This is a genomic window from Pseudomonas putida S13.1.2 (assembly GCF_000498395.2).
Taxonomy (GTDB): Bacteria; Pseudomonadota; Gammaproteobacteria; order Pseudomonadales; family Pseudomonadaceae; genus Aquipseudomonas; species Aquipseudomonas putida_Q.
In genome coordinates this window covers 4,624,252-4,649,889 of record NZ_CP010979.1, presented here as the reverse complement: position 1 = coordinate 4,649,889, position 25,638 = coordinate 4,624,252, and the positions used below count along the sequence as shown (strand labels likewise).

General features: G+C 64.0%; 16 protein-coding genes. 8 read left to right on the top strand and 8 right to left on the bottom strand.

Going from position 1 to position 25,638, the window contains the following annotated elements; all coding sequences use genetic code 11:
• The 4 genes from msrA to aceE form a co-directional block, all read right to left on the bottom strand.
• A complete protein-coding gene (gene msrA, locus N805_RS20605) occupies positions 1–669 on the bottom strand; it encodes a peptide-methionine (S)-S-oxide reductase MsrA (RefSeq protein ID WP_019470530.1) in 669 nt (222 codons plus the stop codon).
• Between the two features lie 168 nt (positions 670–837).
• A complete protein-coding gene (locus N805_RS20600; RefSeq protein ID WP_019470531.1) occupies positions 838–3,525 on the bottom strand; it encodes a putative bifunctional diguanylate cyclase/phosphodiesterase in 2,688 nt (895 codons plus the stop codon).
• A 419-nt stretch (positions 3,526–3,944) separates the two neighbouring features.
• Positions 3,945–5,585 carry a dihydrolipoyllysine-residue acetyltransferase gene (aceF, locus tag N805_RS20595; protein WP_019470532.1) on the bottom strand — a complete coding sequence of 547 codons (1,641 nt, stop codon included), beginning with the start codon at positions 5,583–5,585 and terminating at the stop codon, positions 3,945–3,947.
• A gap of 13 nt (positions 5,586–5,598) precedes the next feature.
• Complete coding sequence (aceE, locus tag N805_RS20590; protein ID WP_019470533.1) at positions 5,599–8,244, bottom strand: pyruvate dehydrogenase (acetyl-transferring), homodimeric type; 2,646 nt, start codon at positions 8,242–8,244, stop codon at positions 5,599–5,601.
• 383 nt (positions 8,245–8,627) lie between these two features.
• Between aceE and glnE the strand changes: the two genes are divergently transcribed.
• The 8 genes from glnE (at position 8,628) to N805_RS20550 (ending at position 18,745) form a co-directional block, all read left to right on the top strand.
• A complete protein-coding gene (gene glnE, locus N805_RS20585; RefSeq protein WP_019470534.1) occupies positions 8,628–11,561 on the top strand; it encodes a bifunctional [glutamate--ammonia ligase]-adenylyl-L-tyrosine phosphorylase/[glutamate--ammonia-ligase] adenylyltransferase in 2,934 nt (977 codons plus the stop codon).
• 223 nt (positions 11,562–11,784) lie between these two features.
• On the top strand, positions 11,785–12,834 hold the full coding sequence (gene waaF / locus N805_RS20580; protein WP_019470535.1) for a lipopolysaccharide heptosyltransferase II: 1,050 nt from the start codon (positions 11,785–11,787) through the stop codon (positions 12,832–12,834).
• On the top strand, positions 12,835–13,893 hold the full coding sequence (gene waaC / locus N805_RS20575; RefSeq protein WP_019470536.1) for a lipopolysaccharide heptosyltransferase I: 1,059 nt from the start codon (positions 12,835–12,837) through the stop codon (positions 13,891–13,893).
• Positions 13,893–15,017: a glycosyltransferase family 4 protein gene (locus tag N805_RS20570; protein ID WP_019470537.1), complete on the top strand. Its 1,125-nt coding sequence runs from the start codon at positions 13,893–13,895 to the stop codon at positions 15,015–15,017. The genes waaC and N805_RS20570 overlap by 1 nt, the downstream gene beginning before the upstream one ends.
• The gene (rfaP, locus tag N805_RS20565; RefSeq protein ID WP_019470538.1) at positions 15,014–15,820 is read left to right on the top strand and encodes a lipopolysaccharide core heptose(I) kinase RfaP; all 807 of its coding nucleotides are present in this window, start codon (positions 15,014–15,016) and stop codon (positions 15,818–15,820) included. Before N805_RS20570 ends, rfaP begins: the two co-directional genes overlap by 4 nt.
• Positions 15,820–16,554, top strand: coding sequence for a lipopolysaccharide kinase InaA family protein (locus N805_RS20560; RefSeq protein ID WP_019470539.1), 735 nt, complete (start codon positions 15,820–15,822; stop codon positions 16,552–16,554). The genes rfaP and N805_RS20560 overlap by 1 nt, the downstream gene beginning before the upstream one ends.
• On the top strand, positions 16,551–17,303 hold the full coding sequence (locus N805_RS20555) for a lipopolysaccharide kinase InaA family protein (protein ID WP_019470540.1): 753 nt from the start codon (positions 16,551–16,553) through the stop codon (positions 17,301–17,303). Before N805_RS20560 ends, N805_RS20555 begins: the two co-directional genes overlap by 4 nt.
• A complete protein-coding gene (locus N805_RS20550) occupies positions 17,303–18,745 on the top strand; it encodes a lipopolysaccharide kinase InaA family protein (protein WP_019470541.1) in 1,443 nt (480 codons plus the stop codon). The genes N805_RS20555 and N805_RS20550 overlap by 1 nt, the downstream gene beginning before the upstream one ends.
• Positions 18,746–18,763: 18 nt before the next feature.
• Here N805_RS20550 and N805_RS20545 read toward each other — a convergent pair whose 3' ends face one another.
• From N805_RS20545 to N805_RS20530, 4 genes are all read right to left on the bottom strand, one after another.
• Complete coding sequence (locus tag N805_RS20545; RefSeq protein WP_019470542.1) at positions 18,764–21,550, bottom strand: dermonecrotic toxin domain-containing protein; 2,787 nt, start codon at positions 21,548–21,550, stop codon at positions 18,764–18,766.
• Between the two features lie 67 nt (positions 21,551–21,617).
• Positions 21,618–21,803, bottom strand: coding sequence for a hypothetical protein (locus N805_RS20540; protein WP_019470543.1), 186 nt, complete (start codon positions 21,801–21,803; stop codon positions 21,618–21,620).
• On the bottom strand, positions 21,800–22,912 hold the full coding sequence (locus N805_RS20535) for a PepSY-associated TM helix domain-containing protein (RefSeq protein ID WP_019470544.1): 1,113 nt from the start codon (positions 22,910–22,912) through the stop codon (positions 21,800–21,802). The genes N805_RS20540 and N805_RS20535 overlap by 4 nt, the downstream gene beginning before the upstream one ends.
• Positions 22,913–23,052: 140 nt before the next feature.
• Entirely contained in the window at positions 23,053–25,485 is a 2,433-nt protein-coding gene (locus N805_RS20530; RefSeq protein WP_019470545.1) for a TonB-dependent siderophore receptor, read from the bottom strand.
• Positions 25,486–25,638 lie beyond the last annotated feature (153 nt).

Below are 25,638 nucleotides of genomic sequence, written 5' to 3'. Positions count from 1 at the left end.
TCAGTTCCCCTGCAGGCTGGGTGGCAGGCATACACCGGTGCCACCGATGCCGCAGTAGCCGTCCGGGTTCTTGGCCAGGTACTGCTGGTGGTAGGCCTCGGCGAAATACACGGTCGGTGCCTGGTCGATTTCGGTGGTGATCTCACCGAAGCCGGCCTTGGTCAGTTCGGCCTGGAAGGCGTCGCGGCTGGCCTTGGCCTGGTCCAGCTGTTCAGGGCTGGTGCAGTAGATGGCCGAGCGATATTGGGTGCCGACGTCGTTGCCCTGGCGCATGCCTTGGGTCGGGTTGTGCAGCTCCCAGAACATCGCCAGCAGCTCGCGGTAGCTGACCTTGTCTTTGTCGAACACCACCAGCACCACTTCGGTGTGGCCGGTCAGGCCCGAGCAGACTTCTTCATAGGTAGGGTGCGGGGTGAAACCGCCGGCGTAGCCGACCACGGTGCTGACCACGCCTTCGCGCTGCCAGAAGCGCCGCTCCGCGCCCCAGAAGCAACCCAGGCCGAAGATGGCGAAGTCGATGGCGCCCTCAAAGAAGGGGCCGAGCAGCGGGGTGCCTTCGAACACGTAGTGGAACTCGGGCAGGCTCATTGGCGTTTCGCGGCCAGGCAGGGCCTGTTCCGCAGTTGGCATGACGTTTTTGTTCACCAGGATTTCCGAACGCAGGACCATGGCCGTTCCTCTGTGTTTATTCAGTGGGATAGGTGTTGGGGCCATCGCCGGCAAGCCAGCTCCCACAGGCATATCACAGGTCTGGAAATCTGTGCGGTCCCTGTGGGAGCTGGCTTGCCGGCGATAGGGCCCGAATAGGTTCTATAGTGCCCGAGGATTACGCTGCTGTCAGGCCAACGGGCCGCGCGGATAACGCTTCAGCCGTTCGGCCAGCTCGCGCCCCGGAATCGGCCGGTCGAACAGGTAGCCCTGGCCCACGTCGCAACGGTGCCGACGCAGGAACGCCAGCTGCTCCGGCGTCTCGATACCCTCGGCCACCACCTTCAGCTTGAGGTTGTGGGCCATGGCCACCACCGCCGAGGTAATTTCCATGTCGTCCTGGTTATCCGGGATTTCGTTGATGAAGCTGCGGTCGATCTTGAGGATGTCGATCGGAAACTTCTTCAGGTAGCTCAGCGACGAATAACCGGTACCGAAGTCGTCCATGGCCAGGGTCAGGCCCAGGGCCTTGAGCTCGTCCAGCTGGCGGTGGGTGTCTTCGCTGGCTTCCAGCAGCAGGCCCTCGGTCAGCTCCAGCTCCAGCAAGTGCGGGGGCAGGGCTTCTTCCTTGAGGATGCTGCTGATCGACGCCACCAGGTCCGGGTCGGAAAACTGCTTGGGCGACAGGTTGATGGCCACGTGCAGGTTGCCCAGGCCGGCCTCGCGCAGTTGCTTGCTCATGCGGCACGCCTGGCGTACCACCCACTTGCCGATGGGGATGATCAGGCCGGTTTCCTCGGCCACGCTGATGAACTGGTCCGGGCGGATCATGCCGCGCTCGGGGTGGTTCCAGCGCAACAGCGCTTCCAGCCCCAGCAGGCGGCCGCTGCGCAGGCAGATCTTGGGCTGGTAGAACACCTCCAGCTCGTTCTGCGTCAGGGCGCGGCGCAGGTTGTTCTCGACAAACAGCTTGTAGCTGGCCTCGGCGTTGAGCACTTCGGTAAACACCTGCACCTGGTGCTTACCGTTGGCTTTGGCCTTGTGCAGCGCAAGGCCGGCGTTTTTCATCAGGCTGGCCGGGTCGACGCCGTGCAGCGGTGCACAGGCCAGGCCTACCGAGGCGGTGACGTTGATCAGCTGGTTGTCGACGAACATCGGCTTGTCGAGTGTGCTCAGCAACTGCAGCGCAACGCCCTGGCCATCTTCCAGGCTGGTGTCGTCGAGCAGCACGGCGAACTCGTTACTGGCAAAGCGCGCCAGAATGCCACCGCTGTGCAGGCTGTTGCGCAGGCGCCTGGCCAGGCTGATCAGCAGCTTGTCGCCGGTCTGGTGGCCGAGGCTGTCGTTGATGCGCTTGAAGTTGTCGATGTCTACCAGCAGCAGGCACATAGCGCTTTCGCCATCACGGGCAAAGCGCTCGTCCAGGCTGCGGATGAACGCCGGGCGGTTGCCCAGGTTGGTCAGGTTGTCGGTGTAGGCCAGGCGCTCGATGCGCTGCTGGGCCAGCTTGGTCTGGGTGACGTCTTCGTAGATACCGATGTAATGGGTCAGCTCACGGTTGTCGCCGTACACCTTGGAAATCGACAGCTGGCCCCAGTAGGGCTCCAGGTTCTTGCGCCGGCTCTTGAACTCGCCCTGCCAGCTATTGCCCATGGCCAGGCTGGAGGGCGAGTCGAACAGCAGTTCGCTCAGGTTTTCCAGTGCCGGCAGCTCGCCCAGCTGGCGGCCTTGCACTTCGTCGGTGCTGTACTGGGTGATGGCGGTGAAACTTGGGTTGACGTACTCCACCCGGCCATCGCGATTGACCAGCAGGAAGGCGCTGGCGCTTTGCTCCACCGCACGCTGGAACAGATGCAATGCGCTGGCCGCGGCGCGCCGGTTGTGGTTGGTGATGACCTGGGCGAACTGGTCGGCCAGCTCGCCGGCAAAGGCGATCTCGTCCGATTGCCAGGCCCTTGGCTGGCCACTCTGCTCCAGGCACAGCACGCCTACTACCTGGCCATCAACGCGAATACTGGCATCAAGCATGGCCTTGTTTTCGGGGCGCAGGCTTTGCGTGAGCGCGCGGGTGCGCGGGTCGTGGCCAGCGTTGTGGGCGTCGATGGCGCGGCTGGCGTGCAGCGCCTCGAGGTAATCGGGGAAGCGGCTGGCATCGATGGCTTCAGGCTGGCGATGCTCCTGCGCGTCGCGGTACCAGGCAGTGATCGGGTCCAGGCGCTGGTCGTCCAGGTGCCAGATGCTGGCGCTGTCGACCTTGTAGATTTCGCAGGCGCTTCGGGTGATCAGCTGGGCGGCTTCCAGCAGCGAGTTCTCGGCGCTGTAGCGCTGGCGGGCCAGGCGCAGGATCAGGTCCTGCTGGCCGCGCACCCGCTCAAGGTGTTGCAGTTGTTCTTGCTGGGCGCGCTGGTTCAGTTGCAGGGCCAGTTGCAGGCGGTTGTTGCGCGATTCCAGGTCGCTGGCACTCTCGCCCGGGTCGTCGGGCTGGTCGTCGAGCACGCTCAGGTAACCGCGCAACAGCTGGCGGTTGTGCTGCTTGTAGGCTTCACCGGTCTCCAGCAGGCGCAGCAGCATGCCTGGGGTGTGCAGGGAGTAGCGCACGCGGTAGTAGCCGCGCTGGGCCAGTTGCAGCTGGATTTCGTCGTGCAGCCGGTAGCGGGCCTCGGGCTCCATCAGGCTGGCATAGGGCGCGTCCACCAGGGCACACAGGTCGGCGGCGAGCAGGCCAAAATGGCGCTCACAGGCCGGGTCCAGGTAGAGCATGGCCCAAGTGGCTTCGTTGAGCCTTTCGAAACGCAGCATACCGAGCCGCGAGGGCACGGGTAACGGCGTGACGACCTCGGCCGCCACACGGCTGGCGGCATCGGGTTGGCTTTTCATCGAAGACTCGCTTGAACAGGGAGCGCGGCCTTGTAGCGGCGGCGGATTCGGCAAGGTTGCATCATGTCCCGAGGGCTGGCAAGCGGCCATGCTTGATGCTGTGGACAGGTTATCGGCTGACGTGGCCGATTCTGTAGTTTGGCTGGAGATTTTGGGGCCGCGTTGCGGCCCATCGCGACACAAGGCCGCTCCTACAGGGAACCGCGATCGCCTTGTAGAAGCGGCCTTGTGTCGCGACAAGATATCCAGGCAAAAAGGGAACCGCGATCGCCTTGTAGGAGCGGCCTTGTGTCGCGATGGAGGGCGAAGCCCTCCCAATATATCCAGGCAAAAAAAGCCCCGCCAATTGGCGGGGTTGAGGTACGAGCGTGGCAGCTCGAAAAGGGTACTGCCCCTCCAGGGAGGGGCAGCGGGCTGCCTTACAGCAGCATGGTGCGGATATCGCCCAGCACGTCGCCCAGGCGCTTGGTGAAGCGCGCGGCGGCAGCGCCGTTGATCACACGGTGATCGTAGGACAGCGACAGCGGCAGCATCAGCTTCGGCTGGAAGGCCTTGCCATCCCACACTGGCTGCATGGTCGCCTTGGAGACGCCCAGGATAGCCACCTCAGGCGCGTTGACGATCGGCGTGAAGCCGGTGCCGCCAATGTGGCCGAGGCTGGAGATGGTGAAGCAGGCACCTTGCATGTCGTCGGCCGACAGCTTTTTGGTGCGCGCCTTTTCGGCCAGTGCAGCGGCTTCGGCAGCCAGTTGCAGCAGGCTCTTCTGGTCGACGTTCTTGATCACAGGGACCAGCAGGCCGTCCGGGGTGTCCACGGCGAAGCCGATGTGCACGTACTTCTTGCGGATGATGGCTTTGCCGCTTGGTGCCAGCGAGCTGTTGAAGTCCGGCAGTTCCTTGAGCAGGAAGGCGCAGGCCTTGAGCAGCAGTGGCAGCACGGTCAGCTTCACGCCAGCTTTTTCGGCCACGGCCTTCTGTGCAACGCGGAAGGCTTCCAGCTCGGTGATGTCGGCGGAGTCGAACTGGGTAACGTGTGGCACGTTCAGCCAGCTGCGGTGCAGGTTGGCGGCACCGACCTGCATCAGGCGGGTCAGGGCCACTTCTTCCACTTCACCGAACTTGCTGAAGTCCACTACCGGGATCGGCGGGATGCCAGCGCCACCGGTCGCACCGGCGGCTGCCGGGGCTTCCTTGGCCTTTTGCATCATCGCCTTGACGTAAACCTGCACGTCTTCCTTCAGGATACGGCCGTGCGGGCCGGTGGCAGCCACTGCGCCCAGCTCGACACCGAATTCACGGGCCAGCTGACGAACCGCCGGGCCTGCGTGAACCTTGGCATTGTTGCCAGCAGCCGGTGCGGTAGCAGCCGGTGCAGGGGCAGCAGCAGGGGCAGCAGCGGCAGGCGCGGCGGCCGGAGCAGCCTCAGCCTTGGCTGGCGCCGGTGCAGCAGCAGGTGCCGGCGCAGCAGCCGGGGCAGCGCCCGCCACTTTCAGCTTGAAGATCAGGTCGCCAGTGCCGACTTCGTCTTCCAGCTTGCACAGTACTTCTTCGACCACGCCGGCAGCCGGCGACGGGATTTCCATGGAGGCCTTGTCGGACTCCAGGGTAATCAGCGACTGGTCGGCTTCGACGGTGTCGCCGACCTTGACCAGCACTTCGATGATCTTGGCCTTGCCCGACGAACCGATGTCCGGCACGTGGATGTCCTGCACGCTGGCCGCAGCCGGGGCTGCGGCGGCGGCGGCAGGCGCGGCTTCAGCGGCTGGCGCTGGAGCAGCTGCCGGGGCAGCGGCCGCGGCCGGAGCCTCAGGCGCCGCAGCAGCGGCACCCTCGACTTCCAGCACCAGCAGCTCGTCGCCTTCTTTCAGGCGGTCGCCCAGCTTGACCTTCAGCTCCTTGACGATACCGGCCTTGGGGGCCGGGATCTCCATGGAGGCCTTGTCGGACTCCAGGGTCAGCAGGCTCTGGTCAGCCTCGATACGGTCACCGACCTTGACGAACAGCTCGATGATTTCACCTTCACCGCTGCCGATGTCAGGTACGCGAATGAGTTCGCTCACTTAAAAATACTCCTCAGCAGTCCAGTGGGTTGCGCTTGTCCGGGTCGATGCCGAACTTGACGATGGCGTCAGCCACAACCTTGGGTTCGATCTCGCCACGGTCAGCCAGGGCTTCCAGGGCAGCCAGTACCACGAAGTGGCGGTCGACTTCAAAGAAGTGACGCAGCTTCTTGCGGCTGTCGCTGCGACCGTAACCGTCGGTACCCAGGACCTTGAACTCTTTGCTTGGTACCCACTGGCGAATCTGCTCGGCGAACAGCTTCATGTAGTCGGTGGAGGCGATGACCGGGCCTTTGCGACCGTTCAGGCACTGCTCGACGTAAGTCTGCTGTGGCTTCTGGCCAGGCTTCAGGCGGTTGGCGCGCTCTACGGCCAGGCCGTCGCGACGCAGTTCGTTGAAGCTGGTGACGCTCCACACGTCGGCACCGACGTTGAACTCTTCACGCAGGATCTTCGCCGCTTCGCGGACTTCGCGCAGGATAGTGCCGGAGCCCATCAGCTGTACGTGGTGCGCGGCTTCGCGGGTGTCTTCTTCCAGCAGGTACATACCCTTGATGATGCCTTCCTCGACACCGGCCGGCATGGCTGGCTGCTGGTAGGATTCGTTCATCACGGTGATGTAGTAGAAGATGTCCTGTTGCTCTTCGGTCATCTTCTTCATGCCGTCCTGGATGATCACCGCCAGCTCGTAGCCGTAGGTTGGATCGTAGGTGCGGCAGTTCGGGATGGTACCCGCCATCATGTGGCTGTGACCGTCTTCGTGCTGCAGGCCTTCACCGTTCAGGGTGGTACGGCCGGCGGTACCGCCGATCAGGAAGCCACGGGTGCGGCTGTCGCCAGCGGCCCAGGCCAGGTCGCCAATGCGCTGGAAGCCGAACATCGAGTAGAAGATGTAGAACGGCAGCATCGGCTGGTTGTGGCAGCTGTACGAGGTACCGGCAGCGATGAACGACGACATGGCGCCGGCTTCGTTGATGCCTTCCTCGAGAATCTGGCCCTTCTTGTCTTCGCGGTAGAACATCACCTGGTCTTTATCGACTGGCTCGTAGAGCTGGCCGACCGACGAGTAGATACCCAGCTGGCGGAACATGCCTTCCATACCGAAGGTACGGGCTTCGTCCGGGATGATCGGCACGATGCGCTGGCCGATTTCCTTGTCCTTGACCAGCTGCGCCAGAATACGCACGAAGGCCATGGTGGTGGAGATTTCGCGGTCGCCCGAGCCGTCCAGGATCGCTTTCAGCGTTTCCAGGGATGGGGTCGGTACGCTGAAGCTCTTGGCACGGCGCTGTGGTACGAAGCCGCCCAGGGCAGCGCGGCGCTCGGCCAGGTACTTGGCTTCGGCAGAACCTTCTTCCGGCTTGAAGAACGGCAGGTTCTCCAGGTCGGCATCCTTGACCGGGATGTCGAAGCGGTCACGGAAGTGACGCAGGCTGTCGACGTCGACCTTCTTGGTGTTGTGCGCGGTGTTCTTGGCTTCGCCAGCACCGGTGCCGTAACCCTTGATGGTCTTGGCCAGGATGACGGTCGGCTGCTCTTTGTGGTTCACAGCCTGGTGGTACGCCGCGTAAACCTTGTACGGGTCGTGGCCGCCGCGGTTGAGCTTCCAGATCTCGTCGTCGGACAGGTCTTCGACCATGGCCTTGAGCTCTGGGGTGTTGAAGAAGTTCTCACGAACGTACGCGCCGTCTTTGGCTTTGTAGTTCTGGTACTCGCCGTCGATGACTTCGTCCATGCGGCGCTGCAGGGCACCGTTGGTGTCCTTGGCCAGCAGTGGGTCCCAGAAACGGCCCCAGACCACTTTGTTGACGTTCCAGCCACCGCCACGGAACACGCCTTCGAGTTCCTGGATGATCTTGCCGTTGCCGCGAACCGGGCCGTCGAGGCGCTGCAGGTTGCAGTTGATGACGAAGATCAGGTTGTCCAGCTTCTCGCGGCCGGCCAGGGCGATTGCGCCCAGGGATTCCGGCTCGTCGCACTCGCCGTCGCCCATGAAGCACCAGACCTTCTGCTTGCCGGCCGGGATGAAGCCACGGGCTTCCAGGTACTTCATGAAGCGCGCCTGGTAGATGGCCTGGATCGGGCCCAGACCCATCGATACGGTCGGGAACTGCCAGAAGTCAGGCATCAGCCATGGGTGCGGGTACGAAGACAGGCCGTTGCCGTCCACTTCCTGGCGGAAGTTGTTCATCTGGTCTTCGTTGATGCGGCCTTCCATGAAGGCGCGGGCGTAGACGCCTGGCGAAGCGTGGCCCTGGAAGAAGATCAGGTCGCCGCCGTGTTCTTCGGTCGGGGCCTGGAAGAAGTAGTTGAAGCCGATGTCGTACAGGGTGGCGCTGGAGGCGAAGCTGGAGATGTGTCCGCCCAGGTCCGAGTCTTTCAGGTTGGTGCGCATGACCATGGCCAAGGCGTTCCAACGCACCATCGAGCGAATGCGGCGTTCCATGAACAGGTCGCCAGGCATGCGTGCTTCGTGGGTGACAGGGATGGTGTTGCGGTATGGCGTGGTGATCGCATACGGCAGCTGGGAGCCACTGCGGGTGGCCAGCTCGCCCATACGGGTCATCAGGTAATGAGCGCGGTCTTCGCCTTCTTTGTCGAGGACCGACTCCAGGGCATCCAGCCATTCCTGGGTTTCGATTGGATCGAGGTCTTGCATGGCTTGCTCCAGGGCGGAAAGGCAACCAGAATCGATTGCCTGAGATTGCGACTGGCCTTATGGGCAGACGTCGTGAATTCTTGGATTACCGGGGTGTCATCCGGCGCCGTGTAGTTTTACTACATTTGCTTGCGCATTTCATGCTTTTGCACGACATGGGTAGTAGTAAAACTACATTTCTGCGACGTTTGGTCGCACCTTGGCTTGTGAGGAAAAACGTTCATGGTGGTTGGCATTGTGACGCGAACGGGTACTTCTTGATGTTTGTTGCCAAGTTTTCGTTTTTTTCAGCTATTTCCAACTTTTGTACGACAGTCCAACCGTGGTCCGGCTTCCCCTTGGCCGCTTTTTCCCTTCTATTTCACGCCGATCAAGGATAGACCATGCGCCTGCCTTTGCCGTCCGATCTGCCCGCCACCCTCCAGCCATTGGTCGCTCGCAACCAGCAATTCCTCAACGATGCAGTGGCCGCGCACCCCGACCTCGACCTGAATGCCTGGGCCCCGGTGCACCGGCAACAATTCGACCAGGTTGCCGCAGCCAGCGACTTTGTCCTGGGCCTGGCCCAGCGCGAGCCAGCCATGCTGTTCGACCTGCTGGCCAGTGGTGAGCTGGAGCGGCGTTACGCGCCGGGGGAACTGCGCGGGCAAATTGCGGCGGCTGCCCAGGCGGCGCAGAGCGACGACGAACTGGCACGCAACCTGCGCCGTGCGCGCAACCGTCAGCAGCTGCGCATCATCTGGCGCGACATCACCCGCCAGGCAGAGCTTGGCGAAACCTGCCGCGACCTGTCGGACCTTGCCGATGCCGCCATCGACGAAGCCTACCAATGGCTGTATCCGCGCCATTGCCAGCAGTTCGGCACGCCCATCGGCAACCGCAGCGGCCAGCCGCAGCACATGGTGGTGCTGGGCATGGGCAAGCTGGGGGCGGTGGAGCTGAACCTGTCGTCAGACATCGACCTGATCTTCGGCTTCCCCGAAGGGGGTGAAACCGAAGGGGTAAAGCGCTCGCTGGAAAACCAGGAGTTCTTCACCCGCCTGGGCCAGCGGCTGATCAAGGCGCTGGACCCGGTGACCGTCGACGGCTTCGTGTTCCGCGTCGACATGCGCCTGCGCCCCTATGGCTCGGCCGGCGCACTGGTGCTGAGCTTCAATGCCCTGGAGCAGTACTACCAGGACCAGGGCCGTGACTGGGAGCGCTACGCGATGATCAAGGCGCGGGTGGTGGCTGGTGACCAGGCGGCCGGCGCGCAGTTGCAGGAAATGCTGCGGCCGTTCGTGTACCGCCGTTACCTGGACTTCTCCGCAATCGAAGCGCTGCGCACCATGAAGCAGCTGATCCAGCAGGAAGTGCGGCGCAAGGGCATGGCCGACAACATCAAGCTGGGTGCCGGTGGCATCCGCGAGGTGGAGTTTATCGCCCAGGCCTTCCAGCTGATCCACGGCGGGCGCGACCTCAGCCTGCAGCAACGGCCGTTGCTCAAGGTGCTGGCCACCCTCGAGGGCCAGGGTTACCTGCCGCCGGCGGTGGTGGCCGAGCTGCGCGAGGGGTATGAGTTTCTGCGTTACACCGAGCACGCCATCCAGGCCATCGCCGACCGCCAGACGCAAATGCTGCCGGAAGGTGAGACCGACCAGGCGCGGGTTGCCTATATGCTCGGCTTTGCCGACTGGCAGAGCTTCCACGACCAGCTGATGTACTGGCGTGGCCGTATCGACTGGCACTTCCGCCAGGTAATCGCCGACCCGGATGACGAAGACGGTGAGGGCGAACTGGTGGTGGGGGGCGAATGGTCGCCGCTGTGGGAGCAGGCCCAGGACGAGGAAGCCGCTGGCCGGCAGCTGGAAGAGGCCGGTTTCAAGCAGCCCGTCGAAGCCCTGAGGCGTCTGGCCGGGTTGCGCTCCAGCCCACAGCTGCGCTCGATGCAGCGTATCGGCCGTGAGCGCCTGGATGCCTTCATTCCACGGCTGCTGGCCCAGGCGGTGGAACATGACAACCCTGACCTGGTGCTTGAACGCGTGTTGCCGCTGGTCGAGGCCGTGGCGCGGCGTTCTGCCTATCTGGTACTGCTGACCGAAAACCCCGGCGCCTTGCGCCGCCTGCTGACGTTGTGCGCCGCCAGCCCGTGGATTGCCGAGCAAATTGCGCTCTACCCGCTGTTGCTCGACGAACTGCTCAATGAAGGCCGCTTGTTCAGCCCGCCCCTGGCCCCAGAGCTGGCCAGCGAGTTGCGCGAACGCCTGACGCGCATCCCCGAGGACGACCTGGAGCAGCAGATGGAAGCGCTGCGCCACTTCAAGCTGGCGCACAGCCTGCGCGTGGCGGCTTCGGAAATCAGCGGCAACCTGCCGCTGATGAAAGTCAGCGACTACCTGACCTGGCTGGCCGAAGCCATCCTCGACCAGGTGCTTGCCCTGGCCTGGCGCCAGACCGTGGCCCGCCACGGCCAGCCCAAGCGCAGCGACGGCAGCCTGTGCGACCCAGGGTTCATCATCATTGGTTACGGCAAGGTCGGCGGCCTGGAACTGGGCCATGGCTCGGACCTGGACCTGGTGTTCATCCACGACGGCGACCCGCAGGCGGAAACCGACGGCACCAAGCCTATCGACAGTGCGCAGTTCTTCACCCGCCTGGGCCAGCGCATCATTCACCTGCTGACCACCCAGACCAACTCGGGCCAGCTGTACGATGTGGACATGCGCCTGCGCCCGTCCGGTGCTTCTGGCCTGCTGGTCAGCTCGCTGGGCGCATTCGAGCGCTACCAGCAGAACGAGGCCTGGACCTGGGAGCACCAGGCCCTGGTGCGGGCCCGCGTGCTGGTAGGTTGCAAGCAGGTGGGCACGGCATTCGAAGGCGTGCGCGCCAACGTGCTGGGCCAGGCGCGCGACCTGGAAAAACTGCGCACCGAAGTGAGTGAAATGCGCGCCAAGATGCGCGGCAACCTCGGTACCAAGGCCACGGCTGCCGGTACCGCAGCCAACGCCTTCGAGGCCGGTGTGCCCTTCGATATCAAGCAGGATGCCGGCGGTATCGTCGATATCGAATTTATGGTGCAATACGCCGCTTTGGCCTGGTCCCACGACCATCCGGCCATACTGCGATGGACCGATAACATCCGCATTCTGGAAGAGCTGGAGCAGGCGAGCCTGATGCCGGCCAGTGACGCGGTGCTGTTGCGTGAAGTGTACAAGGCGTTCCGCTCGGCCTCGCACCGCCAGGCCTTGCAGAAGGAGGCCGGGGTGATCGATGCGACGCAGTTTGCCGATGAACGCCGCGAAGTGCGGCGGATATGGGGTGAACTGGGTTTGACCTGAAGGCGCCGCAGGCCATGTGGGAGCGGGTTTACCCGCGAAGCAGGCACCGCGGTGTCTGGCACGGGCTTCGCCCGTGTTCGCGGGTGAACCCGCTCCCACAGGGGCTGCGATCAGCCATGGATCTGCCTGAGTGGTACACTGTCCGCCACATAGCCTGAATATAAAGAGGGGAGGCCAGGCTGTACCGCAGCCTGTAGCCTCCCCGAGCGTTTCTGGACTAAGCATGAGAATACTGATCATTGGCCCCAGCTGGGTCGGCGACATGGTGATGGCGCAGACCTTGTTCCAGTGCCTGAAACAGCAGCACCCCGACTGCGTGATCGACGTGCTGGCACCCGAGTGGAGCCGGCCGATCCTGGAGCGTATGCCCGAAGTACGTCAGGCCCTGAGCTTCCCGCTCGGCCACGGCGCACTGGAGCTGGCTACGCGTCGGCGCATCGGCAAATCCCTGGCCGGCCAGTACGACCAGGCCATCCTGCTGCCCAACTCGCTGAAGTCGGCCTTGGTGCCGTTCTTCGCTGGCATCCCCAAGCGCACCGGCTGGCGCGGCGAAATGCGCTTCGGTCTGCTGAACGATGTGCGCAAGCTGGACAAGGCCCGCTACCCGCTGATGATCGAGCGCTTCATGGCCCTGGCCTACGCGCCCGGCGCCGAGCTGCCGCAGCCGTACCCGCGCCCCAGCCTGCAGATCGAAGCACAAAGCCGCGATGCTGCGCGGGCCAAGTTCGGCCTGGAGCTGGACCGCCCGGTGCTGGCGCTGTGCCCGGGCGCCGAGTTCGGCGAAGCCAAGCGTTGGCCGGTCGAGCATTACGCTGCCGTGGCCGATGCGATGATCCGCCAGGGCTGGCAGGTGTGGCTGTTCGGCTCGAAGAACGATCACCCGGTTGGCGAGCAGATCCGTGACCGTCTGATCCCGGGGTTGCGCGAAGAATCGTCCAACCTGGCCGGTGAAACCTCGCTGGCCGAGGCCATCGACCTGATGTCCTGTGCCCATGCCGTGGTGTCCAACGACTCTGGCCTGATGCACGTCGCCGCCGCGCTGAACCGCCCGCTGGTGGCGGTGTACGGCTCCACCTCGCCCGGCTTTACCCCGCCGCTGGCGGACCAGGTGGAGGTGGTGCGCACCGGTATCGAGTGCAGCCCATGCTTCGACCGTACCTGCCGCTTCGGCCACTACAACTGCCTGCGCCTGCTGGAGCCGGGCAAAGTCATCGCCGCCCTGCACAGCCTGAGCGGGCCGGACCTGATCGATACCGTGGCCGAGGTCGACTAAGTGCGGGTACTGATCATCAAGACCTCGTCGCTGGGTGATGTGATCCACACCCTGCCGGCGCTTACCGATGCCGCCCATGCCATCCCGGGCATCCGTTTCGACTGGGTGGTGGAGGAAGGCTTTGCCGAAATCCCCAGCTGGCACCCTGCGGTCGACCAGGTTATCCCGGTGGCCATTCGCCGCTGGCGCAAGAACCTTTGGCAAACCCTGAAAAGTGGTGAGTGGAAGGCGTTCAAGCAGCGTGTGCGCGCGTGCAAGTACGACCTGGTGATCGACGCCCAGGGCCTGGTCAAGTCGGCTTGGCTGACCCGCTACGTGAAGGCCCCGGTCGCCGGCCTGGACCGTTACTCGGCCCGCGAAGGCTGGGCCAGCCGCTTCTATGACCGGCGCCTGTCGGTTGCCACCGGCCAGCACGCGGTGGAGCGTGTGCGCCAGCTGTTCGCCATGGCCCTGGCCTACGACTTGCCAGAAGGCATTGGCGATTACGGGCTGGACCTGGAGCGCCTGCAACTGCCGCCCGCCGCGCCTTATGTGGTGTTTTTGCATGGCACCACCTGGGCGACCAAGCACTGGCCCGAAGCCTACTGGCGCGAGCTGGCCGAGCGCATGGGCCGGCGCAAGCTGGAAGTGCGCCTGCCCTGGGGCAACCCGGCCGAGAAGGCGCGGGCCGAGCGCATTGCCCAGGGCTTGAACAACTGCCAGGTGCTCCCCAAATTGAACCTTGCCGGCGTTGCCCGTGTATTGGCGGCGGCAAAAGCTTGTGTGGCGGTCGATACCGGCCTTGGCCACCTGGCAGCGGCACTCGATGTGCCGACCATTTCGCTGTTCGGCCCGACCAACCCGGGCCTGACCGGTGCCTACGGACGGACCCAGATTCACCAGGCCAGTGACTGGCCTTGCGCTCCCTGCCTGCAGAAGAAGTGCACCTATAAACCGAGCGTAGACGACCTGCGCCGGTTCGATCTGAAACGCGAGTGGCCGCTGTGCTTCACTCGCCTGAATCCCGAGCATGTGGCGGGCCGCTTGAGCGCGTTGCTGCTGGCTGAGGATGTCCGTTGATGCAACTGGCTTTCGTGCTTTACAAATATTTCCCCTTCGGCGGGCTGCAGCGCGATTTCATGCGCATTGCCCTGGAATGCCAGAAGCGGGGCCACCAGATCCGTGTGTACACGCTGATCTGGGAGGGTGACATTCCGCCTGGCTTCGAAGTGCTGGTGGCGCCGGTGAAGGCCATTTTCAACCACCGCCGCAACGAGAAGCTCAGCGCCTGGATGGCCGCCGACCTGGCCAAGCGCCCGGTCGACCGCCTGATCGGCTTCAACAAGATGCCGGGGCTGGACGTGTACTACGCCGCCGACGGCTGCTTCGAAGACAAGGCGCAGACCCTGCGTGGTGGCCTGTACCGCCGCTGGGGCCGCTACCGGCACTTTGCCGAGTACGAGCGTGCGGTGTTCGGCAAGGACGCCCACACCGAAGTGCTGATGATTTCCGAGGTGCAGCAGCCGCTGTTCATCAAGCATTACGGCACCCCGGTGGAGCGCTTCCACCTGCTGCCGCCGGGCATTTCCCAGGACCGCCGGGCGCCGGCCAACGCCGCTGAGATCCGCGCCGAGTTCCGCAAGGAATTCAACCTGGGCGATGACGACCTGTTGCTGGTACAGATTGGCTCGGGCTTCAAGACCAAGGGTGTCGACCGCAGCCTCAAGGCGTTGGCCGCGCTGCCCTCGGCCCTGCGCAAACGCACGAAGCTGATGGTGATTGGCCAGGACGACCCCAAGGTGTTCCAGTTGCAGAGCGCCACCCTGGGCCTGGGCGACCAGGTGCAGTTCCTCAAGGGCCGCAGCGACATCCCGCGCTTCCTGCTGGGTGCCGACCTGCTGATTCACCCGGCGTACAACGAGAACACCGGTACGGTGCTGCTTGAAGCGCTGGTGGCTGGCCTGCCGGTGCTGGTGTCCAAGGTGTGCGGCTACGCCCACTACATTGCCGAGGCCGACTGCGGCCTGGTGCTGGACGAACCATTCGAACAGGAACAGCTCAACGGCTACCTGCAACGCATGCTTGAAGACCCGCAGGCCCGCGCCAGCTGGTCGCGCAACGGCCTGGCGTTTGCTGAAACCGCCGATCTGTACAGCATGCCGCAGCATGCTGCCGATGTGATCCTGGGGCAGAAAACCGCATGAAGCTGATACTGGCCGAACCCTTCAAGCGCCTGTGGGCCGGGCGTGATGCCTTCGACGCCGTGGAGGCGCTGCAAGGCGAGGTCTATCGCGAGCTGGAAGGGCGCCGCACGCTGCGTACCGAAGTGGCTGGCGAGGGCTTTTTCGTCAAGATCCACCGCGGCATCGGTTGGGGCGAGATCTTCAAGAACCTGCTCACCGCCAAGCTGCCGGTGCTGGGTGCCGGCCAGGAATGGCGGGCTATCCAGCGCCTGCACGAGGTGGGTGTGCCGACCATGACCGCCGTCGCCTATGGCGAGCGTGGCAGCAACCCGGCCACGCAGCACTCGTTCATCATCACCGAAGAGCTGGCGCCGACCATCAGCCTGGAAGACTTAAGTATCGACTGGGTCAAGCAACCGCCTGAGCCGCGCCTGAAGCGTGCGCTGATCGCCGAAGTGGCGAAGATGACCGGCGGCATGCACCGCGCCGGGGTCAACCACCGCGACTGCTACATCTGCCACTTCTTGCTGCACACCGACCGCCCGGTGACGGCGGATGACTTCAAGCTGTCGGTCATCGACCTGCACCGCGCCCAGACCCGCGCGACCATCAGCCGCCGCTGGCGCGACAAGGACCTGGCCGCGCTGTACTTCTCGGCGCTGGACATCGGCCTTACCCAGCGCGACAAGCTGCGCTTTTTGCGGGGTTACTTCCAGCGCCCGCTGCGCCAAGTGCTGAAGGACGAAGCGCCGTTGCTCGCCTGGCTGGAGCGCAAGGCGCAGAAACTCTACGATCGCAAGCAGCGCTACGGGGATGCACTCTGATGGCGGGTTGGACACTGGCGCCAGGCTATGAACACCTGGCGGTGGACTTCGGCAGCCTCGATGCGGTATTTGCCCTGCAAGGCGAACGCCTGACCCGCGACCCGCTCAGCGAAGTGGTGCGCATCGAGCGAGACGGGGTCAATTACTACGTCAAGCGCTACACCGGGGCTGGCAAGCACATGCGCCGCTACCTGGGCCGGCCGCGTATCAAGGCCGAATGGCAGAACCTCAAGCAGTTCGCCAAGTGGGGTATCCCTACCGCCGAAGTGGTGGCCTGGGGCCTGGAGCGCAATGGCCTGGCCTTTGGTCGCGGGGCTATGATCACCCGCGAGCTGCCGAACACCGAAGACCTGTCTGCGCTGGCCGAACGCAACGATGCACGCCTGGCGGACCGGGCCTGGGTTGACCATGTCAGCCGTCAGCTGGCGCGCCATACCCGGGTGATGCACGAGCACCGCTTTGCTCACAATGACCTGAAGTGGCGCAACCTGCTGGTCGACGACCAGGGCACGCTATTCTTCATCGACTGCCCCACCGGCGACTTCTGGCGCGGCTTCATGTGGCGGCACCGGATGATCAAAGACCTGGCCTGCCTGGACAAAGTGGCCAAATACCACCTGTCGGCCACCCAGCGCCTGCGTTTCTATCTGCAGTACCGTGGCCGCGACCGGCTGAATGTGCGTGACAAGAAACGCATTCGTCAGGTGCTGGGCTTTTTCGAGGGAAGGGAATGACCGATTACCTGGCCAGCGCGGACCTCGCGCTGCTCAAGCGCCATGGCCTGGACGACTTCGAGGCGCTGTGGGCGCTGCAACTGGACGCCGTGGACGAACCCAACACCGGCCGTGGCGGCTGGAGCAGCGTGTTCCGCCTGGAGCTCGAAGGCAAGGGCTACTACCTCAAGCGCCAGAGCGACTACCTGACCCGCACCTTGCACCGGCCGTTTGGCGAGCCCACTTTCGCCCGCGAATTTCGCAACATCAGCCGCTACCAGAAGCTGCACATCCCTGCCTTGCAGGCGGTGTTCTATGGCGAGCGCAAGCAGGGCGGCAAGCACCGGGCCATCCTGATGACCCGCGCGCTGGACGAGTGGGCCGACCTCGACAGCCTGCTGGCGCAGTGGCCACAACTGGGCGATGCCGAACGCAAAGGTATCCTGCAGGCGTGCGGCCAACTGGCGCGCACCCTGCACAACGCCGGCCAGGTGCATGGCTGCTTCTACCCCAAGCACATTTTCTTGCGCCAGCGCCGTGAAGGCTGGGACGCGCAACTGATCGACCTGGAAAAGACCCGGCCATTATTGTTCGGCATGCGCGACCGCCTCAAGGACCTGGAGCCGCTGCTGCGCCGCGCCCGGGCCTGGAGCGAGGCCGATGTGCGCACGGTGCTGGCGACCTACCTGGGGCAGCCGGCTGACAGCACGCTGGTCGATGACTGGCTGCAACGTCTGACGCAACGGCGTCGTGAGAAAGAGGCCCGCTGATGCGTTTGTCTGAACTGAAGGATGCCGGGCGCAGCCCGTCGTTGCCCCTGAGCATCACCTTGGCGGATGCCGCCGGCAGCGCTGACCTGCAACTGCTCAGCCTGCTGCGCGTGCTTCCAGGCCAGCGGTATGTTGGCGCGGGTGTGTGGCGCGGTACCCCGGTGCTGGCCAAGCTGCTGGTGGGCGGTAACGCCGCCCGGCATTTCCAGCGCGAACTGCAAGGTGTGAAGCTGCTGGCCGAGCAAGGCCTGACCACGCCAAAACTGTTGGCCGATGGCCTCAAGGAAGGCGAGGGCGGCTGGCTGCTGTTCGAGTTCCTTGACGGTGCCCAAAGCCTGGCCGATGCCTGGGCGGCGGTGGAAAACCTGCCGGTGTTGGCTGACGAACAGCACCTGGTGTTGGGCGAAGCGCTGACTGCTGTCGCGCACATGCACGCCCAGGGCCTGTGGCAAGAAGACCTGCACCTGGACAACCTGCTGCGCCAGGGCGGCAAGCTGTACCTGATCGATGGGGCCGGCATCAAGGCCGAAACGCCGGGCCAGCAGCTGTCACGCCCACGGGTACTGGAAAATCTCGGCGTCTTCTTTGCCCAGCTGCCCAAGCGCCTGGAACCGTTTATCGAAGAGCTGTTGGTGCACTACCTGCTGGCCAACGCCGAGCATGCGTTGCCACTGGAAGCCCTGCAAAAGCAGGTGGACAAGGTGCGCAACTGGCGCCAGAAGGACTACCTGGACAAAGCGGGCCGCGAGTGCAGCCTGTTCAGCGTCCAGCGCAGCCTCTCGGGCTTGCAGGCAATCCGCCGCAGTGAGGTGCAGGCCATGCAGCCTGTGCTGGAGCAGGCAGATGCGCTGATCGACAAGGGCCACCTGTACAAGACCGGTGGCGCCGCCAGCGTGGCGCGTATCGAGGTGAACGGTCGCAAGCTGGTGCTCAAGCGCTACAACATCAAGAACACCGCGCACTGGTTCAAGCGCTTCTGGCGCCCTAGCCGGGCCTGGCATTCGTGGATCGAAGGCCACCGCCTGGAGTTCCTCGACATCGCCACGCCCAAGCCGTTGGCGGTGCTGGAGCAACGGGTCATGGGGCTGCGCAGCCGTGCCTACCTGGTCACCGAGTATGTCGATGGCCCGGACCTGACGGCATGCTTTGCACCCTACGTTGAAAACGGCGATGCGCCCGAGGAGCAGGTGGATGCCCTGGTGCAGGTGATGCAACAGCTGATTCGCGAACGCATCAGCCATGGCGACTTCAAGGGCCACAACTTGTTCTGGGACAATGGCCGGTGGTCGCTGATCGACCTTGATGCCATGTGCCAGCACGCCACCCAGCTCAGCTTCGCCCCGGCCTATGCCCGTGACCGGGCACGGCTGTTGCGCAACTGGCCGAGTGGCAGTGCCTTGCACCAGCGGCTGGACCGTTTATTGCCGAAGCTGGGTGAGTGAGGCCTGCGGTTCGGCCATTCAGCGGGCTGGCAGTGGCTGATCTGGCAATGCCAGCCAGTCGCTGCTGCGCCCCGCTTGGCGAACGCGTATCAGCCACTGGCCGTTCTCGTGGCGCAGCACTGCCCACGGCACTACGCCGGCGCTGCTGGCTACGGCAATCTGCAAATGGTAACGGTCCGGCAGCAGGTGGCGGCGTACAGGTAACTGGCCGCCCTTGAGCACCAGGTACAGTTGATCGTCAGCCTGGTAGAGCCCTTGTTCGACGTTCAGCGGTGTGCCCGCCAGTGGCGCTTGCAGGTAGCAGTCCTGCAGCAACTGCTTAAGGTCGGGCAGCCCGTCATACCACTGCAGGGGAGAGTCGATTACCCATTGCCCGTCGGCTTTGCGCTTGAGCGGCTGATGCAGGTAGGCATCCGGCTGGTCAGGGTCGATGGCCCGCCAGCGGTAGCCGTCGAAACTCACCTGGTAGTAGCGGTTGTCGTTGTCCTTGACGAAGTACAGCGACAGCCCGCCAAACGCCGTGCGCTGTTCGTACACCCCTTCACCGTAGATCCCGTCTATGCGATAGCGCAGGTTGCTGGTGTCCGGTTGCGCCTGGAGGCGCGCAGGCAACGGCAATGGCGGTTGTTTGGGCATGCCGCGCAACGAACGTCGCAGCAGGCCGGAGCCGACATAACTGATCGCTGCATCATTGAGGTAGCTGAAAGCATTGTAGGCGTGGCGCATCACCCCTTCGGCATCCTCCTGCTTGAAGGCCTCGACGCCGTCCCAGATCTCGATGGCCATGCGGCCGATCGACAACGTCATCAGGGCGTGGTTGGGTAGTAGCAGACTGATGAAGTCCACCAGGCGCCAGCTCAGTGCGATGACCGACTGCGCATTCACTTCCTGGGTCGTCATGCTGTCGGCATCGGCCTGGGCGATCAGCGCTTTGACTTCGGCCAGGTAATAGACGAAGAACAGGTCATCGTTCACCGCCGGGGTTTTCACATGCGTGCCCAGGCGCCCTTTGTCCAGAAGGCGCTGCACCTTGTCGGCAGGAAGCAATGGCAGGCGCTGTGCCACGTACGCTTTCAGCCCGGGCTGCAGGCGCAAGGTCCGAAGCAGTTCACGCGGTGTGCGAAAGCGGCGCCAGGCCCTGCGGTCCGGGGCATCCGGCGTATACAAAACGCATGCCTGGGACTTGTAGGTCGCGCTATTGAGCAGCAGCACGCCCTGCAAGGTATGGCCCATGATGTTGAACTGCCGAACCGTGACCGGGTAGCCGGCTACCGGGGCACGCAAGGCATTGTGCGGTTGGTCCAGCACTGCGCAAACCCAGCTGTAACCATGCTCGAAAGGGTCATCGCCGAAATGCCCGGCATAGCGCGCTTTGACCGCTTCTGCGCGCATGCGCGCCAGGTTTACCCGGCTGTGTGCGGCCTGGCGCCACTTGCCCGCCCTGGAGCTGATGAGCTGGGTGTGCAGGTACTTGGCATAACTGTCACCCACGTTCAGTTCCCGGATCATGTTCTTCACATAGTGCGGCGTGAGCGCGGCGGGCAACGCACCCCCCCGGGCGTGGACGATGCGCGCGGTAAGCCAGTAGTCGGTGTCGAACCATGGCAGGTTCTTCAGCGCCAGTTGCTCGAGCGTGTTGCTTTCCTCGACCATCTCCACCATCTCATTGCCCACGCGTTGCATGCCGGCATAGGCCAAATAGGAGGAGGTGGCGAAGGGATGCATGACAGCGCCGGTGCGGCGGGCGCGGACGACACTGACCTGAATTTCGCCAGGGTCCGTGTCGTAGCTCAGGTCATGGCTCAGGCGCTCGCGCAGGCGTGCATTGGCCCAGGACAGCAGGCTGTTGCGCTGCTTGAAATCATTGAGGCTCAGCACTCCGGGGGCTGCCGCCCGCTCGGCGGTTGCCACCAGCTCCTGCACAGCCTGCATGATATGGCTCAAGCCTTGCGCGGAGGTGTTGCGCAGCCAGTTTGGCAGGTTCTTTTCCAGCAGTTGCGAATAGCGTGTCTGCACGCTGGGTTTGGCACCGACTTCGTGCCGAAGCGCCATGGCCCTACTCAAGCGGGTGTGCTGGTCGGCTGTGTGACTGCCCCACAAACCGGGTTCAGTCAAGCGCTGGCGCTGGGCCTCGATCACGCAGTCGACCTGGGCCCCCAGCAGGCTGTCGGCGTACCAGTCATAGCGCAGGCGTTGTGACCGGCGAGCGCGGTCTGCCTGTTCATCAAGGTACAGGTGCAGCAGTGGCTTGCTCTGCAGCGGATCCTCCAGGCGTTCGCAAAGCTCTTTGTGCAGTGCGGCAAGGGACTCGAAGGCCTCGATACCTTGGGACAGGCTGCACAGCAAGGCACTCCCTGCGGAGTCTTCAGCCGTGAGCATTTGGCCCTCGACGGTACTGGCAACGATGACCAGAGTGCCTGGCAGGTAGCTGCGCCAGTTTGGCCGCCGGTTTTCCAGCAGGACGCGGTAGACCTGTGGCCGTTCGGCCAGAGGCAGGTGCCGGCGTTGTGAGGGCAGTGGCTTCTCCAGGCAAGTGCGCAACAGTTCGGCCTGCCCGTTGCCCAAGGTCTGGTCGGCGACGCGCAATTCGATCTCGGTCAGCATCAGTGCCTTGCGCAGTGTCAGCAACAGCTGTCTGCGCGTGTTGCCTTGCTCATCGGCCGTGGCCCAGAAACTGGCCACCTCGCCGTGCAGCCAGGTGCGCGTGGCGGGGCTGATGGGCTGTTTGGGGTCGACGGTGGGGAGGCTATCGAGCAGGTCACCGATCTGTCGGTCGATCTGTTCCAGACGTTCGAGGGGGCGCATGGGGCTGATCCTTGATTGAGGAAAGCCCCATGCTTGGCAATACCCGCGGCTGCGGGGTGGTAGCCGGCTAGCGCCGCCGACGCCAGAACAGCCCGCGCAGGCTCAGCAGGGCCGGAAGGCCCAAACCGGCCCAGGCCAGCACATCCCAACCTCCGTCGCCCAGCAGGGCGGCGAACAGCCCCAGGAAGCCCAGCAGGGCAATCAACGCTGGCCAGGCGAAGAGGCGCGCAGTGGATTGCGACTTGTGGCTCATGTTCGCGTCTCTCTGGGTTTGCGCTGCTTGCCCCACCACAGGTAGAGGCCGCTGCCGAGCACGATGATGGTAAGCACGTCCAGTACGGCCCAGAGGATCTGCATCGGCCGGCCGCCGTAGTCGCCAAAATGCAGCGGCTGCGACAGGCCCAGCGCGTCCATGTACCAAGGGCGGTCGCCTACCGCAGTCACTTCAAGGGTGCGGGCGTCGATCAGCACCGGCGTGAACAGGTGCGAAGTGAGATGGGTGGAGCCGTTCATGAACACCGCGTAGTGGTGTTCGCTGGAAAAGCGCGTGCCGGGGAAGGCGATGAAGTCCGGGCGCATGCCGGGGGCGGCCTGTTCGGCAATCTCCAGCAGGCGGGTGGCTGGCGCGCGCTCGGTGAGCGGCGGGGCATCGCGGTAAGGCGCGACCATGGTGGCCAGGCTGTCGTTGCGCCAGGCGGCGATGACCAGGTCGGACAGGGCGCTGATCACCCCGGTCACGCCCACCGTCAACGCCCACGCCAGGGTGACCACGCCGAGCAGGTTGTGCAGGTCGAGCCAGCGCAGGCGGCGCGACTTTTCGTGGCGCACGGTGCCGAACGCCAGGCGGCGCATGAACGGCGCATAGAGCACGGTGCCGGAGACGATCGCGACAATGAACAGTATGCCCATGAAGGCCAGCAGCAGCTTGCCGGGCAAGCCGGCGAACATGTCCACATGCAGGCGCAGCATGACCATCATGAAACCGCCATTGGCAGCCGGCATGGCCACCGCTTCGCCGGTGCGGGCGTCGAGCATGAAGGTGTGCGACAGGTTGGGGTCGGTGTCGGCCGTGGCGGCGGTTATGGCGACCACGCCGTTGGGTTCGTCTTCGTCGTAGCCGAAGTACTGCATCACCTCGCCGGGGCGGTGCTGTTCGGCTTTCACTACAAGCTGCTGCAGGTCGAGGTGCGGGGTGCCTGCCGGCATCACGCGCAGTTCGGGGGCGTCGCCGAGCAGCTGTTCGAGTTCGTGGTGGAAGATCAGCGGCAGGCCGGTGAGTGCCAGCAGCAACAGGAACAGGGTACAGACCAGGCTGCTCCAGGTATGGATCACGGACCAGCGGCGGATGGTTGGGCTTTTCATCACGGTACCGATTTTTGTCTGTTGGTTCGTGGGGCTGCTGCGCAGCCCTTTCGCGACACAAGGCCGCTTCTACATGAGAATGCGATCCCCTGTAGGAGCGGCCTTGTGTCGCGAAAGGGCCGCAAAGCGGCCCCGCTCACTCAGAACTTGTAAGTGGCGCTGGCGACAACGCTGCGCTCATCGCCGTAGTAGCAGTAGTACGAGTCACAGGTAGAGAGGTAATCCTTGTTCAGCAGGTTGGTGGCATTGACCGCCACCGACGCGCCCTTCAGGCTGCTGTTCAGGCGACCCAGGTCGTAGTGCACCGACGCATCGAACACGGTGTAGGCCTTGGCCTTGCCCAGGTAGGTATTGGCCTGGTCACCGTAGGTATTGCCGGTATAACGCGCGCCCAGGCCGATGCCGAAGCCGTCGAGCACGCCCGAATGCCAGGTGTAGTCGCCCCAGACGGACGCCTGCTGGTTAGGCATCAGCTGCAAGCGGTTGCCTTTGAAATCGCCGTCCTGCACCTCGGACTTGGCCAGGGTGTAGGCGGCTATCACCTTCAGGTTTTCGGTAACATCGGAAACCGCTTCCAGCTCAAGGCCGCGGACTTTCACTTCGCCGGTCTGGCTGGTGATGGTCACACCACCGACGGTGTCGGTGACCGCGACGTTTTTCTGGGTCAGGTCATACACGGCCGCCGACAGCAGGGTGTTGGAGCCTGGCGGCTGGTACTTCACGCCCAGCTCCCACTGCTTGCCTTCGGTGGGTTTGAGCGGGTTAGTTGCCGACACACTGGCATTGCTGGACGGCTGGAACGACTCGGCATACGACAGGTACGGCACGAAGCCCGAGTCGAACACATAGCTGATGGCTGCGTTACCGCTGAATTTCTTGTCCCGCTGGGTACTGGTGGCGTCGTCCTGGTTGAAGAACTTGGTGCCGGTATGCACCCAGTCTTCACGACCACCCAGGGTCAGGCGCCAGTTGCCAAGTGCCATCTGGTCCTGCACATACAGGCCGGTCTGACGGGTTTTCTGGTTGTAGTCATAAAACGCGGTCGAGCGATCCGGGCGGGTGATCGGCAGCCCGTAGACTGGGTTGTTGACGTTGCTGTCCGGCACGTTGAAGCCGAAGATCGACAGGTAGTTGGTATTGACGCGCTGGTGGTCCAGGCCGATCAGCAGGGTGTGGGTAATGTCCCCGGTGGCGAAGTCGGCCTGGAAGTTGTTGTCCACCGCAAACTGGCTGATGTCTTCGTCGGTGTTGGTGGACATGCGGCTGACCGTGCCATCGTCTTGCACCGGGCCACCCGGCGCGTAGTAACTGCCAGGGGTGATGGTCTGGAACGACAGGTCCGACTTGGTGTAGCGCAGGTTCTGACGGAACTGCCACACGTCGTTGATCCGGTGTTCGAAGGCGTAGCCCAGCGCGTAGTAAGTGCGGTCGTAGAACTCGTAGTCCGGGTCACCCAGGTTCTTGTGGTGCGAGATCTTGCCGAACGGCATGTCGATCTTGGTGCCCTGGATCGGCCGGAACTGGCTGGTGGCGCCGGTATCGTCACGGGTGAACTGGGTCAGCAAGGTCAACGTAGTGTCTTCGTCGATGTTCCAGGTCAGGCTTGGCGCGATGTTGTAGCGCTTGTTGTCGATGTGGTCGATCTGTGTGCCGCTGTCGCGGATCACACCACTGACGCCGTACAGAAAGCGGCCTTCATCATCGATCTTGCCAGTGCTGGCAAAGTTGATCTGGCGATGGTTGTCGCTGCCATATTGCAGCTCGATCTCATGGGCGCTTTCGGCCTGCGGCCGGCGGCTGACCATGTCCAGCAGGCCGCCGGGCGGGGTTTGGCCATAAATCGAGGAGGCCGGGCCACGCAGCAGGGCGAGGCGGTCGAGGTTCCAGGTTTCGGCTTTGGGGTTGGCGTACACGCCGCGTGGCAGCGGCAGGCCATCGAGGAACTGGGTGGGCTCGAAGCCGCGCACGCGCATCCAGTCATACCGCGTGTCGCTACCGAAACTGGCCGACACGATACCCGGCATGTAGCGCACGGCGTCATCCAGGCTGTGCACGCCGCGGTCTTTCATCTGCTCGCGGGTGGCGATGGAGATGGAGCGGGGGGCCTCCACCAGCGCGGTGTCGGTCTTGGTGCCAGCGGCGGTGCGCTTGGCCAGGTAACCCTCTACCGGGCCCCAGGCACTTTCAGAAACGCTGGCGGCGTCCACGGTGGTTTCCGGTAGGGCCAGGGCGCCATCCGGCACGGCCACCAGGCTGTAGCTACCGACGCTGCTCTGTTGCAACTGCAGGCCGGTACCGCGCAGGGCTGCTTGCAGAGCGCCAAGGCCGTCGTACTGGCCGCTCACCGGGGCCGAGGTGCGGCCGCTGACCAGTGCCGGGTCGATGGCCAGGGCAATGCCGGCCTGGCTGGCGATCTGGTTGAGGGTGGTGGCTAGCGGCGCGCTGGGCAGGTTGTAGGCGCGGGCAGTGGATTGCTCGGCGGCGAACAAGGCGGGGCTTGCCAGCGGGGCAGCCAGGCCGATGGCCAGGGCCATCAAACTGGGGCGCAGGATACGATCAACGGCACGGGACATGCGGCGGTTCCTCGACGGGTAAGTGCTTGCTGCTTCCTTGCCGAGCGAGAATTGAAAAGTGACAGGGTGAATCTGAAAAATATTGAGAATTATTTGAAATGAATATTTGCCTGCACTGGCCTCTTCGCGGGTGAACCCGCTCCCACAGGGACC

Bases quoted from the DNA above. Each gene is read 5' to 3' on its own strand.
- N805_RS20530 (WP_019470545.1), bottom strand. From the start codon at position 25,485: ATGTCCCGTGCCGTTGATCGTATCCTGCGCCCCAGTTTGATGGCCCTG.
- N805_RS20535 (WP_019470544.1), bottom strand. From the start codon at position 22,912: ATGAAAAGCCCAACCATCCGCCGCTGGTCCGTGATCCATACCTGGAGC.
- N805_RS20550 (WP_019470541.1), top strand. From the start codon at position 17,303: ATGCGTTTGTCTGAACTGAAGGATGCCGGGCGCAGCCCGTCGTTGCCC.
- rfaP (WP_019470538.1), top strand. From the start codon at position 15,014: ATGAAGCTGATACTGGCCGAACCCTTCAAGCGCCTGTGGGCCGGGCGT.
- glnE (WP_019470534.1), top strand. From the start codon at position 8,628: ATGCGCCTGCCTTTGCCGTCCGATCTGCCCGCCACCCTCCAGCCATTG.
- N805_RS20545 (WP_019470542.1), bottom strand. From the start codon at position 21,550: ATGCGCCCCCTCGAACGTCTGGAACAGATCGACCGACAGATCGGTGAC.
- N805_RS20600 (WP_019470531.1), bottom strand. From the start codon at position 3,525: ATGAAAAGCCAACCCGATGCCGCCAGCCGTGTGGCGGCCGAGGTCGTC.
- N805_RS20570 (WP_019470537.1), top strand. From the start codon at position 13,893: ATGCAACTGGCTTTCGTGCTTTACAAATATTTCCCCTTCGGCGGGCTG.
- waaF (WP_019470535.1), top strand. From the start codon at position 11,785: ATGAGAATACTGATCATTGGCCCCAGCTGGGTCGGCGACATGGTGATG.
- msrA (WP_019470530.1), bottom strand. From the start codon at position 669: ATGGTCCTGCGTTCGGAAATCCTGGTGAACAAAAACGTCATGCCAACT.
- N805_RS20540 (WP_019470543.1), bottom strand. From the start codon at position 21,803: ATGAGCCACAAGTCGCAATCCACTGCGCGCCTCTTCGCCTGGCCAGCG.
- N805_RS20555 (WP_019470540.1), top strand. From the start codon at position 16,551: ATGACCGATTACCTGGCCAGCGCGGACCTCGCGCTGCTCAAGCGCCAT.
- aceE (WP_019470533.1), bottom strand. From the start codon at position 8,244: ATGCAAGACCTCGATCCAATCGAAACCCAGGAATGGCTGGATGCCCTG.
- N805_RS20560 (WP_019470539.1), top strand. From the start codon at position 15,820: ATGGCGGGTTGGACACTGGCGCCAGGCTATGAACACCTGGCGGTGGAC.